Annotated in this window: 8 protein-coding genes; 6 read left to right on the top strand and 2 right to left on the bottom strand. The window is 66.2% G+C overall.

The window, feature by feature from the left end; translation table 11 throughout:
- Positions 1–17: 17 nt before the first annotated feature.
- Entirely contained in the window at positions 18–3,908 is a 3,891-nt protein-coding gene (locus AC5RWU_RS05590) for a DNA-directed RNA polymerase subunit beta' (RefSeq protein WP_494030101.1), read from the top strand.
- 140 nt (positions 3,909–4,048) lie between these two features.
- On the opposite strand, the gene AC5RWU_RS05595 is transcribed toward AC5RWU_RS05590, so the two are convergent.
- Positions 4,049–4,813 carry a hypothetical protein gene (locus AC5RWU_RS05595; protein ID WP_494030102.1) on the bottom strand — a complete coding sequence of 255 codons (765 nt, stop codon included), beginning with the start codon at positions 4,811–4,813 and terminating at the stop codon, positions 4,049–4,051.
- A 179-nt stretch (positions 4,814–4,992) separates the two neighbouring features.
- On the opposite strand from AC5RWU_RS05595, the gene AC5RWU_RS05600 reads away from it, so the two are divergent.
- Positions 4,993–5,760 (top strand): IclR family transcriptional regulator, encoded by a 768-nt coding sequence (locus tag AC5RWU_RS05600; protein WP_494030103.1) that lies wholly within the window; start codon positions 4,993–4,995, stop codon positions 5,758–5,760.
- A 112-nt stretch (positions 5,761–5,872) separates the two neighbouring features.
- Complete coding sequence (locus tag AC5RWU_RS05605) at positions 5,873–7,072, top strand: 4-hydroxybenzoate 3-monooxygenase (RefSeq protein WP_494030104.1); 1,200 nt, start codon at positions 5,873–5,875, stop codon at positions 7,070–7,072.
- Positions 7,073–7,255: 183 nt separating this feature from the next.
- Here AC5RWU_RS05605 and AC5RWU_RS05610 read toward each other — a convergent pair whose 3' ends face one another.
- Positions 7,256–8,563, bottom strand: coding sequence for an MFS transporter (locus tag AC5RWU_RS05610; RefSeq protein WP_494030105.1), 1,308 nt, complete (start codon positions 8,561–8,563; stop codon positions 7,256–7,258).
- A 115-nt stretch (positions 8,564–8,678) separates the two neighbouring features.
- Here AC5RWU_RS05610 and AC5RWU_RS05615 point away from each other — a divergent pair, with 115 nt between their 5' ends.
- From AC5RWU_RS05615 to AC5RWU_RS05625, 3 genes are read left to right on the top strand one after another with little or no spacing between them, the layout of a single operon-like run.
- Positions 8,679–9,545, top strand: a complete 867-nt coding sequence (locus tag AC5RWU_RS05615) for a shikimate dehydrogenase (RefSeq protein WP_494030106.1) — start codon at positions 8,679–8,681, stop codon at positions 9,543–9,545.
- 54 nt (positions 9,546–9,599) lie between these two features.
- Entirely contained in the window at positions 9,600–11,501 is a 1,902-nt protein-coding gene (locus AC5RWU_RS05620) for a bifunctional sugar phosphate isomerase/epimerase/4-hydroxyphenylpyruvate dioxygenase family protein (protein ID WP_494030107.1), read from the top strand.
- Positions 11,502–11,546: 45 nt separating this feature from the next.
- Positions 11,547–12,308 carry an IclR family transcriptional regulator gene (locus AC5RWU_RS05625; protein WP_494030108.1) on the top strand — a complete coding sequence of 254 codons (762 nt, stop codon included), beginning with the start codon at positions 11,547–11,549 and terminating at the stop codon, positions 12,306–12,308.
- The last annotated feature ends 43 nt before the right edge of the window (positions 12,309–12,351 follow it).

The following is a 12,351-nucleotide window of genomic DNA, read 5'->3' on the forward strand; positions in this document are numbered from 1 at the left end:
GAGAGAACAGGGACCATATGTCCAGCGAATCCTCATTCGGCCTCATGCGAATCGGCCTTGCCACCGCGGATGAAATCCGTGAGTGGTCCTATGGCGAAGTGAAGAAGCCGGAAACCATCAACTACCGCACGCTGAAGCCGGAGAAGGACGGACTTTTCTGCGAGAAGATCTTCGGCCCGTCCCGCGACTGGGAATGCTACTGCGGTAAGTACAAGCGCGTGCGCTTCAAGGGCATCATCTGCGAGCGTTGCGGCGTTGAGGTCACCCGTGCCAAGGTGCGCCGCGAACGCATGGGGCACATCGAGCTCGCCGCTCCCGTGACCCACATCTGGTACTTCAAGGGCGTGCCCTCCCGCCTGGGCTACCTCCTTGACCTGGCGCCGAAGGACCTGGAAAAGGTCATCTACTTCGCTGCCTACATGATCACCTCGGTGGACGAAGAGAACCGCCACGCCGAGCTGCCCAACCTGCAGGCCGAGCACGACCTGGAGAAGAAGCAGCTTGCCGACCAGCGCGACGCCGACATTGCCGGTATCGCCAGGGACCTCGAGGACGAGCTCGCCCGTCTGGAGGGCGAGGGCGCCAAGGCCGCCGACAAGAAGAAGGCCCGCGATTCCGCGGACCGCCAGATGGCCAACATCCGCAAGCGCGCCGATGCCGACATCGAGCGCCTGGAGCAGGTCTGGGACCGCTTCAAGAACCTCAAGGTCGCCGACCTGGAGGGGGACGAAGGCCTGTACCGCGAGCTGCGAGACCGCTACGGTCTGTACTTCGAGGGCTCCATGGGTGCCGAGGCGATCAAGAAGCGCCTCGAGAACTTCGACCTGGAGGCCGAAGCGGAGAACCTGCGTGACATCATCAAGAACGGCAAGGGCCAGCGCAAGACCCGCGCCCTCAAGCGCCTGAAGGTCGTCAACGCCTTCCTGACCACCACCAACAGCCCGCTCGGCATGGTGCTGGACGCCGTCCCGGTGATCCCGCCGGAACTGCGCCCGATGGTCCAGCTGGACGGCGGCCGCTTCGCGACCTCCGACCTGAACGACCTGTACCGCCGCGTGATCAACCGCAATAACCGCCTCAAGCGGCTGCTGGATCTCGGCGCGCCGGAGATCATCGTCAACAACGAAAAGCGCATGCTCCAGGAAGCTGTCGACTCGCTGTTCGACAACGGCCGCCGCGGCCGTCCGGTCACCGGTCCGGGCAACCGTCCGCTCAAGTCCCTGAGCGACATGCTCAAGGGCAAGCAGGGCCGTTTCCGCCAGAACCTGCTGGGCAAGCGCGTCGACTACTCCGGCCGTTCGGTCATCGTGGTCGGTCCGCAGCTGAAGCTGCACCAGTGCGGCCTGCCCAAGCAGATGGCGCTGGAGCTCTTCAAGCCGTTCGTCATGAAGCGGCTGGTCGACCTCAACCACGCCCAGAACATCAAGAGCGCCAAGCGCATGGTGGAGCGCTACCGTCCGCAGGTGTGGGATGTCCTCGAAGAGATCATCACCGAGCACCCGGTCCTGCTGAACCGCGCACCAACCCTGCACCGCCTCGGCATCCAGGCCTTCGAACCGCAGCTGGTTGAAGGCAAGGCCCTGCAGCTGCACCCGCTGGTCTGCGGCGCGTTCAACGCCGACTTCGACGGCGACCAGATGGCGGTCCACCTGCCGCTGTCCCCGGAGGCCCAGGCCGAGGCCCGCATCCTGATGCTGTCCTCGAACAACATCCTGAAGCCCTCTGACGGACGTCCGGTGACCCTGCCGTCGCAGGATATGATCATCGGCCTGCACCACCTCACCACCAAGCGTGAAGGTGCCATGGGTGAAGGCCGGATGTTCTCCTCGCCCGCCGAAGCCATCATGGCCTTCGACGCCGGTGAGCTGCACCTGAACGCCGTGGTGAAGATCCGCCTGCAGGACTTCGTGCCCTACGCCGGCTGGGAAGCCCCCGAAGGCTGGGAGCCCGGACAGCCTGCGCTGGTCGAAACCTCGCTGGGACAGGTCCTGTTCAACGAGACCCTGCCCGAGGACTACCCGTGGGTGGAGAAGGTGGCCGACAAGGGCCAGCTCTCCGCGATCGTCAACGACCTGGCCGAGCGCTACCCGAAGGTGGTCACGGCTGCCACGCTGGACAACCTGAAGGATGCCGGCTTCTACTGGGCTACCCGCTCCGGTGTCACTGTTGCCATCTCCGACATCGCCACCCCGCCGGAGAAGCCGGCGATCATGGAGGGCTATGAGGTGCAGGCTGCCAAGGTCCAGTCGCAGTTCGACAAGGGCCTGATCGCCGACGACGAGCGGCGCCAGGAACTGATCGACATCTGGAACAAGGCAACCAACGAGGTCGCCGAGGCCATGCGGAAGAACCTGAGCAAGAGCAACACCATCAACCGCATGGTGTCCTCCGGCGCCCGTGGTAACTGGCTGCAGGTCCGGCAGATCGCCGGTATCCGCGGCCTGGTGGCCAACCCGAAGGGCGAGATCATCCCGCGCCCGATCAAGTCCTCCTACCGTGAGGGCCTGACCGTGCTCGAGTACTTCATCGCCACCCACGGTGCCCGAAAGGGCCTGGCCGACACCGCTCTGCGTACCGCCAACTCCGGTTACCTGACCCGTCGTCTGGTCGACGTCTCGCAGGACGTGATCGTCCGCGAGGCCGACTGCGGTACCGAGCGCGGCCTGACCGTGCCGATCGCGGTCGCCGACCTCAATGGCGAACTGACCATGCACGAGGACGTGGAGAACGCTGCCTACGCACGTACCCTGGCCGTCGACGTCGTCGACGCCAACGGCGAGGTGCTGGCCGAGGCGGGTGCCGACGTCGGAGACGTGCTGATCAACAAGCTGTTCAACGCCGGCATTACCGAGATCAAGGTCCGTTCGGTCCTGACCTGCGAATCCAGCGTCGGAACCTGCGCCCTGTGCTACGGCCGTTCGCTGGCCAGCGGCAAGACGGTGGACATCGGCGAGGCCGTGGGCATCATCGCTGCGCAGTCCATCGGTGAACCCGGTACCCAGCTGACCATGCGTACCTTCCACACCGGCGGTGTTGCTTCGGCCGAGGACATCACCCAGGGTCTGCCCCGTATCCAGGAGCTCTTCGAGGCGCGTACCCCCAAGGGCGTTGCTCCGATCTCCGAGGTCGCGGGCCGTGTGACCATCGAAGAGTCCGAGCGCCAGCTGCGCGTTGTGGTGACGCCGGACGATGGCTCGGAGGAAATCGCCTACCCGGTACTCCGCCGTGCCCGCCTGCTGGTGAGCGACGGCGATCACGTCGAGGTCGGCCAGCAGCTGGTCAACGGTCCTGTGGACCCGAAGCAGGTGCTGCGCATTCTCGGCCCGCGTGCCGCCCAGAAGTTCCTGGTGAACGAGGTCCAGGGCGTGTACCGCAGCCAGGGCATCGGTATCCACGACAAGCACGTGGAGGTTATCGTCCGCCAGATGCTGCGCCGCGTCACGGTGATCGAGTCCGGCGACTCGAACCTGCTGCCCGGCGAGCTGGCCGAGCGCAGTCGTTTCGAGGAAGAGAACCGCCGCGTGGTCTCCGAAGGCAGGACGCCGGCATCCGGCCGTCCGGAGCTGATGGGCATCACCAAGGCGTCGCTGGCCACCGAGTCCTGGCTGTCGGCCGCTTCCTTCCAGGAGACCACCCGCGTCCTGACGCAGGCGGCCATGGAAGGCAAGAGCGATCCGCTGCTGGGTCTGAAGGAGAACGTCATCATCGGTAAGCTCATTCCGGCCGGTACCGGCCTGGACCGCTACACCCAGGTGACGGTCGAGCCGACGGAGGAGGCAAAGGCCAACCTGTTCACCGGCCCGAGCGCCTTCAGCGACTTCGACTACGCCGGAGTGGACAACGGGCTGAGCCCCGAGTTCCACGCCATTCCGCTGGACGACTATGACATGGGCCAGGACTTCCGGTAGGAAGCCCGTCCCGGGAGCCCCGCACCTTGGTGCGGGGCTCCCGCCATTTAACCCTTATCCCACCCGCCATCCCCATCCCTCCTCCCACCCTCCCGCGAAACCTCACTTCCTGCGGGAGTTCGGCGCCGGAATCGACATTTTCAGCAGTTTCGCGGAGGGCGGGGAGGCTGGGGACGCCAGCCCCTGCCTTCGTACTCCAGGGCCACGCGGTAGCACGGCAGGCTCATATCGGCTCTGCCCAGCAGGCCGCCGTCGTTGCCGTAGATGGGGGCGTTGACCTCCGGCGCCGGCAGACCGGCGTCGTCCATCAGCAGCCGCAGCCGGGTTTCCTGGGCGGAGTCGGTCCCCGGCCGCAGCCGCTTGATATGGCGTCGTCCCGCACAACAGTCCAGGTAGCCGCGGATGGCCGGAATGGACGACGGCGGCAGGTTCCGGCGGACGAGTGCGTCACCTATGATTACCAGCTCCTCGTCGGTGACCAGGCCGGCCAGATCCAGCCAGGTCCGCTCCGGGGACGTCAGCGGCAGGTCCCCGACCGTCCGCTTGTCAATGTCCAGCAGCCGGCAGTGATGTCCGGTGATGCCGCCCAGCCGGGGTTCCTGGTTTGCGGCCGGGACCGTGACGTGGATGCCGGGGGAGTCCTCCAGCCGGAATGGAAGCCGAAGCTGGTGGAGGAGTCCCGCCGTCGTATGGCTAAAGACGGCAGAGTCGGCGATGAGCAGTCGGGCGGCCTCGCAGCGCTGCGCCAGGGTCAGGCCGGAGGTGCCGCGGCCGGCGGCCCGGACGCCTCGGAACGGAGCCTGAAGCCGGCCCGCGCGCAACTGCGACGGCCGGAAGCCCAGGCGGGTACCGTCGCGGACGTGGAAGACCATGGGGCTACCCGGCGGATCGGGTTGGAGTGGCATACCCACGATCATGGCCAACCGGATAGACTCTAAAGCTGTTATCCACAGCCTCCGTGCCCCCCTTCACCGAAACCTCAGTTTTTGCAGGTTCTAGCCCCCAAAACCCGTAAAAACTGAGGTTTCGCGGGAAGGGGAGGACGGGTAGGGGTGCAGCGGGGGCGGAGGAGGAAGGGAAGCAGGTGGCCAATTCGCCATCGGGGGATTCGATGATCAGCCGGATCGTCCGGATCCTCAGCGCTTTCGACAGCGCCAGGCCGGCGATGAGCATCGCGGCCCTCGCCCGGCGCTCGGACATCCCCCTGGCCACGACGCACCGGCTGGTGAAGGAACTGGCCGACAACGGGCTGCTGCAGAAGGATACCGGGGGAGAGGTCCGCGTCGGCATCCGCATGTGGGAGTTGGCCAACAGGAGTTCCGCCGCGCTGGACCTGCGCCAGGCGGCCCTGCCGTTCATGGAGGACATCCAGGCCGTCGTGCGCCAGCACACCCAGCTGGGAATCCTGCAAAGGGACGAGGTGCTGTTCATCGAGCGGCTGTCCAGCCCCGGGTCGGTGGTCAACCGGGCCAAGGTGGCCGGGCGCCTGCCGGTACACGTTTCCTCCTCCGGGCTGGTGCTCCTGGCCTATGCCCCGGTCCACGTCCAGGAGGAGTATCTGCGGAAGGACCTGCAGAAACTGACCGGCAGCACCATCACGGAACCGGAACAGCTCCGGCGGACCCTGGCGGAAATCCGCCAGTACGGCTATGCGGCACTTCCCGGATTCGTGGATGAAGACACCATGGGTATCGCGGTGCCTGTGCTCGACGGAAGCCGGAAAGCCATAGCGGCGCTCGGAGTCGTGGTGGCCCGGGACTACCAGCAGATCCATGGGACGATTCCGGCGCTGATGACGGCCGCCCGCGGCATCGCCCGGGCCATGGGCCAGGCCGAGGCCAACGGGCCATAAACACTATGAAGGCCATCCCAGACATTTCTCATTCAATGCGAATGGCTTTCCCCGGATCCCGTGGGCGTCGTCACACTGAAGGGAGACTTCAAGCACTAAAGGAGAACCCCAAATGGCCAACGAGCGCAAAGTCATCAAGACCCAGGTAGGCATCGTCGGTGCCGGTCCGGCCGGCCTGATGCTGTCCCACCTGCTGCACAAGTCCGGGATTGAATCAGTCGTGGTGGAAAAGCGCAGCCGCAAGGAGATCGAGGAAACCGTGCGCGCGGGCATCCTGGAGCACGGCAGTGTGGACATGTTGGTGCAGTCCGGCGTCTCCGACCGCGTGCTGAAGGACGGCTACGAGCACGAAGGCATCGAACTGCGCTTCAACGGCGAGAACCACCGGATCAACTTCAAGGAACTGGTCGGAGAGTCGGTGTGGCTCTACCCGCAGACCGACGTCTTCATGGACCTGGCCGCGGCCCGCGAGCACGACGGCGGCGATGTCCGGTACAGCGTCACTGACTCCCAGGTCCTGGACATGACCACGGACACCCCGAAGATCCACTTCACGGACGCCGAGGGCCAGGACTATGAGATCCAGTGCGAGATCCTGGCCGGCACCGACGGCTCCCGCGGCATCTGCAAGTGGGCCATTCCGCAGGAGCACCGCAGCGACTACTTCATCGAGTACCCGTTCGCCTGGTTCGGCATCCTGACCGAGGCGCCGCCGAGTGCGCCGGAACTGATCTACGCCAACTCGGACCGCGGCTTCGCCCTGATCAGCCAGCGCACCGAGACGCTGCAGCGCATGTACTTCCAGTGCGATCCCAAGGAAGACGCGTCCAAGTGGACCGAGGACCAGATCTGGGAGGAACTGCAGAGCCGCATGGAAGGCCCGGACGGCTTCCAGCTCAAGCGCGGCCCCATCACCGAGCAGATGGTGCTGCCCTTCCGCAGCTATGTCTGTGAGCCGATGCGTTACGGGCGCATGTTCCTGGCCGGCGACGCCTCCCACACGGTTCCGCCCACCGGCGCCAAGGGCCTGAACCTGGCCCTGGCCGACGTGAAGGTACTGCATGAGGCCATCGACTCCTACTTCTCCACCAAGTCCGAAGACCTGCTGGACGGGTACAGCGACCGTGCGCTCAAGCGCATCTGGAAGGCACAGAACTTCTCCTACTGGATGACCAGCATGCTGCACACCCGCAAGGACGCCACCCCGTTCGAGAAGAAGCGCCAGGTCGGCGAACTGGCCTCTGTGGTTTCCTCCCGCGCCGGGTCCACCTACCTGGCCGAGGCTTACACCGGCTGGCCGTTCACCAAGTAGACCGGCAGTCATGCACCTAAGGTGCGGGCTGCCGTCGTAATCATTGCGACGGCGGCCCGCACCTTTTGCTGTATGCTCGCCCACCTTGCGTCTTTTCCGCCACCTTGCGCGAAACCTCAGTTGTTGCTGCAAATCGGGGCCGAAATCAGCAAAAACTGAGGTTTCGCGGTTAAGGGGGTGGGGCTACTTGACGCCGAGCAGCTTGGTGGGCGTCCTGAAGCTTTCCTTGGCGGTCATCGCCGAGACGGCGGCGACGAGGCACACGATGGAGGTGATGATGCCGACGTTCAGCCAGCCGCCCTCGGTGACGCCGCCCAGGGCGGCGACGATGGAGGGCATGAAGCCTGCCAGCACGAAGCCGATCTGGGTGCCGATCGCCAGCCCGGAGTACCGGGTGCGGGTGTGGAACATTTCGGCGTAGAAGGACGGCCAGACGGCGTTCGCCGCGGCGTAGCCGAAGGCGAAGAAGACGACGGCGGTCAGGAACATCAGTGGAACGTCGCCGGATTCGATGACGGCGAAGTAGACGAACGTCATGATGGCGCTGGCGACGGCTCCGTAGATGAACACCGGCTTGCGTCCGATCCGGTCGGCCAGCATGCCGAACAGCGGCTGGGTGACCAGCGCCGCTCCATTGGCTGCGACCACGAGCCACAGCGCGATCGAGGCATCCACCCCGCCGACCTCCTTGGCGAAGCTGATCGCCAGCACGCCAAAGACGGTGCTGACCGCGGCGATCAGGGCACAGCAGATCACGCGCACGACGGACCGCCAGTTGGTCTTCAGCAGGACGGCGACCGGGAACTTCGCCTCCTCGTGGTGCTCCTTGGTTTCCTCGAACGTGGGCGGCTCGTGCAGGCGGGTCCGGATGACCAGGGCGATCACGACGACGACCAGGCTGGCCCAGAATGGAATGCGCCAGCCCCAGCTGTAGAGGATGTCCTCCGGCAGGGCGGCCACGGGGATGAACACCAGGGTAGCCAGGATCTGGCCCAGCTGGGTGCCGGTCAGCGTCCAGCTGGTGAAGAAGGCGCGGCGGTGGTCCGGCGCATGCTCCAGCGACATGGAGCTGGCGCCGGCCTGCTCCCCGGCGGCGGAGAGGCCCTGGAGCAGGCGGCAGAGCACCAGCAGGACCGGGGCGGCCCAGCCGATGGTGTTGAAGTCCGGCAGGCAGCCGACGATGAACGTCGAAGCGCCCATCAGGACCAGGGTCAGGACCAGGATGTTGCGGCGGCCGAACTTGTCGCCGAAGTGGCCCAGGATGACGGCGCCGATCGGACGGGCGATGTAGGCGAAGCCGAAGGTGGCCAGGGACATCACGGTGGCGGATGCGCCGGCGTCCGGGAAGAAGACGCGGGGGAAGATCAGCGCGGCGGCGGATCCGAAGATGAAGAAGTCGTAGTACTCAACGGCGCTGCCCATGAAGCTGGCGACCGCGGCGCGCTTCGGGGTGGCCTTGTGTATCACCTGCGATGGCGTCTGTGCAGACATGACAGGTTCCTAACTGGCTCGGGAGAAGTGGTAACTCACTAGTTAGTGAATTGGCTCACCAAGTGTATAGAATGAGCGCTGGTTGAACAAAACCCTTGCTAGGGAAGGAATGCGGATGAGTACTCCAGCGGAGTCCTATCTGGTCGGTTTGATCGGCGACGGCATCACGAAGTCGCTGACTCCGCCGATGCATGAGCGCGAGGCCGGCCACCACGGCCTGAGGTACCTGTACCGCCCCATTGACCTGGCAGTGATCGGGAAGCCGGGGACCGCCGTCGGAGATCTGCTGCTCGCGGGACGGGACCTGGGCTTCAACGCCTTCAACATCACTCACCCCTGCAAGCAGCTGGTGCTGGAGCACCTCGACGAGGTGTCCGACGACGCCCGTCGCCTGGGTGCCGTCAATACGGTCCTCGTCCGGGACGGCCGCTTTGTCGGCCACAATACGGATTTCTCCGGATTCGGCACCGCGCTGGCCACCGGCCTGCCCGGCCCGAAGCTGGACATGGTGGTGCAGCTGGGGACCGGGGGAGCGGGGGCCGCCGTCGCCTACGCTCTGCTCGTGGCGGGCGTGAAGTCGCTGTACGTGACGGATATCGACCCGGCGCGCGCTGCCGAGCGGGCCGCCGCCCTGGCGGACATGTTTCCGGACCGCCTGGTCAATGCCGCCACCGCGGAGGAGCTGCCTGGGCTGTTGGCCGCCGCGGACGGCCTGGTCAACGCGACACCGGTCGGCATGCATCACCACCCTGGTACTCCACTGGACCCGGCGCTGGTGGAACCGCGGCACTGGGTTGCCGACGTGATTTACCTGCCGCTGGAGACCGAACTGATCAAGGACGCGCGCGCCAAGGGCTGCGCCACGCTCGACGGCGGCTACATGGCGGTCGGGCAGGCCTATGACGCCTTCCGGCTGATCACCGGTCTGGCCCCGGACGCGGCGCGGATGCGCCGGCATTTCCTCGAGCTGACCTCCAACTGATTTCCCGGTACGCCGGATCCGGTCAGTGCCCCCGAACGCAAAGGCGGAAGCAGTATGAAAACGTCCATTGCCACAGTGTGCATCAGCGGCACGCTGGAAGAGAAGATGCGAGCCTGCGCCGATGCCGGCTTCGATGGCATCGAGGTGTTCGAACAGGATCTGGTCGTCTCCCCGTCCAGTCCTGAGGACATCCGCCAGATGGCCGACGACCTGGGGCTGAGCCTGGATCTCTACCAGCCGTTCCGCGATTTCGACGGCGTCACCGAGGATCTGTTCGAGGCGAACCTGCGCCGCGCGGCAGCGAAATTCAAGCTGATGAACCGCCTGGGCGTGGACACCATGCTGGTCTGCAGCAACGTCGCCACCGCGACCATCGGCGACGATGAGCTGATGGCGCACCAGCTGCGGACCCTTGGCGGAGTGGCCGCCGAACACGGGGTCCGGGTCGCCTACGAGGCCCTCGCCTGGGGCAAGTATGTCAACGACTTTGAGCATGCCCACCGGATCGTGGAGCTGGCGGACCACCCCGCCGTGGGAACCTGCCTGGACAGCTTCCATATCCTCTCCCGCAACTGGGACCCCGCCCCGATCAAGAATATTCCGGCCGAAAAGATCTTCTTCGTCCAGCTGGCGGATGCTCCCCAGCTGAACATGGACGTCCTGTCCTGGAGCCGCCACCACCGGGTGTTCCCCGGCGAGGGCAACTTCGACCTGCCGCCCTTCCTGGCACATCTGGTCCGCGCCGGCTACTCCGGTCCGGTCTCCCTGGAGATCTTCAACGACGTGTTCCGGCAGGCGGACGAAAAGCGGACCGCCGTCGATGCCATGCGCTCGCTCATCTGGCTGGAGGAGCGGACGGCGAAGCTGCTGACAGCCGACAACGGCACGCTCCCGCGCTATCCGATGCAGCTGGCTACCCTGCCCACCGTCGCCGAACCGGCCGGGCTCGACTTCGCCGAGGTGAAGGCGGAGGATACCCGCCAGGTGGAGACCCTGCTGGACCAGCTGGGCTTCATCTTCAAGGGCCGGCACCGGACCAAGCCGGTGCAGCTGTGGACCCAGGGACAGGCCCGGATCGTCGTCAACGAGCAGCAGGCCGGGCAGCTGGAACCGACTATCGCCGCGCTTGGCTTCAATGTGCAGGACCCGCCGGCGGCGGCCTCGCGCGCCCAGCAGCTGAAGGCGCAGGCAGTGCCGCGCCAGAGCCAGGCCAACGAGCAGGTGCTGCAGGCGGTCTACGCGCCGGATTCGACGGAGGTTTTCCTCTGCGAAGCGACCGAGGACGGCACGGCGGCGTGGGCCGACGAGTTCAGCATCGAGTACGGCACGTCCGCCGCCGGGCCTGCCGCGTCCGCAGGTGCCGCAGCCACAGGCACTGCCGGCTCCCGGCTGATCACGCGTATCGACCATGTGAACCTGGCGCAGCCGTGGCAGCACTTCGACGAAGCCGTGCTCTTCTATGAGAGCACTCTGTCGCTGATCGCCCAGCCATCCACCGAGGTGCCCGGGCCCGGCGGGCTGGTCCGCAGCCAGGTGATGCGCACCGCGGACGGCAGCGTCCGGCTGGCGCTGAACATCGCTCCGCTGGCCTACGAGCAGTCCGGCCCCGCCGCAGTCGCAGGTTATCCGCAGCACATCGCGTTCGCCTGCACGGACCTGGTTGCCTTGGCCCGCCAGGCGGTGTCCCGGGGACTGGAGTTCCTGCCGGTGCCGGACAACTACTATGAGGACCTGCACGCCCGCTTCGAGCTCGAGCCCGGATTCCTGGCGACCCTGCGCCAGCTCAACCTGCTCTACGACCGGGACGATCACGGGGAGTTCCTGCACTTCTACACGGCGACCGTGGGCAGCGTCTTCTTCGAGGTCGTCGAACGCCGGGGCGGCTACGAAGGCTACGGCGCGCCGAATGCGCCGGTCCGGCTGGCCGCGCAGTACCTCCGCAGCCGGGACGACTGAGGGTCCGGCGCCGGTCCCCGGGCGGGGGATATGGGATTCTCTAGTATGGCCAATTCACCTGCCGGGGAATCCGTCATCAGCCGCGTCGCCCGGATCCTGCGCGCCTTCGACGGGCAGCTTCCGTCCATGACCGTCTCCAGCCTGGCCCGCCGCGCCGGGCTCCATGTGGCGACCACGCACCGCCTGGTCACCGAGATGGTCCAGCAGGGCCTGCTGGAGCGCGTCGAGGACGGGCAGGTCCGGATCGGGCTGCAGATCTGGGAACTGGCGTCGCGCGGTTCCAAGGTGCTGGGCCTGCGCCAGGCGGCAATGCCGTTCATGGAGGACATCCAGGCGGTGGTGCGGGAGTACACCCAGCTGGGCGTGCTGGACCGCGACGAGGTGCTCTTCCTGGAACAGCTCTCCAGCCGCGGGTCCGGCAGCAATGCGACGCATATCGCCGGACGGCTGCCGCTGCACGGATCGTCGTCGGGAATCGTGCTCCTGGCCTATTCCCCGGCGCCGTACCAGGACGAGTACCTGCGCGGCGAACTGCAGCGGCGGACCGAACACACCGTGACAGACCCGGCCCTGCTGCGCCGCCAACTGGCGGAAGCGCGGCGGCGGGGTTATGTGGTGGCTCCGGGCAGCATCGAGCAAGTATCCACCGGCGTGGCGGTTCCCGTGTTCGACGCCGGCGGGCAGGTGGTTGCCGCACTGTCGGTCGTAGTGCCGGCAGGCTACGAGAACATTCCCGCGGTCATCCCGGCGCTGCAGGCCGCAGCACGCGGCATTACGCGCGCCATGAAGCAGGTTTCTTCTCACTGAATGAGAAAGCAGGTGGCTGCCCTCCCCAGCCCTTGGCAGACTT

Source organism: Arthrobacter sp. B0427-1-12, from assembly GCF_059092905.1.

Coding starts and splice junctions, on each gene's coding strand:
- AC5RWU_RS05590 (WP_494030101.1), top strand. CDS start 18: ATGTCCAGCGAATCCTCATTCGGCCTCATGCGAATCGGCCTTGCCACC.
- AC5RWU_RS05595 (WP_494030102.1), bottom strand. CDS start 4,813: ATGCCACTCCAACCCGATCCGCCGGGTAGCCCCATGGTCTTCCACGTC.
- AC5RWU_RS05605 (WP_494030104.1), top strand. CDS start 5,873: ATGGCCAACGAGCGCAAAGTCATCAAGACCCAGGTAGGCATCGTCGGT.
- AC5RWU_RS05610 (WP_494030105.1), bottom strand. CDS start 8,563: ATGTCTGCACAGACGCCATCGCAGGTGATACACAAGGCCACCCCGAAG.
- AC5RWU_RS05615 (WP_494030106.1), top strand. CDS start 8,679: ATGAGTACTCCAGCGGAGTCCTATCTGGTCGGTTTGATCGGCGACGGC.
- AC5RWU_RS05620 (WP_494030107.1), top strand. CDS start 9,600: ATGAAAACGTCCATTGCCACAGTGTGCATCAGCGGCACGCTGGAAGAG.
- AC5RWU_RS05625 (WP_494030108.1), top strand. CDS start 11,547: ATGGCCAATTCACCTGCCGGGGAATCCGTCATCAGCCGCGTCGCCCGG.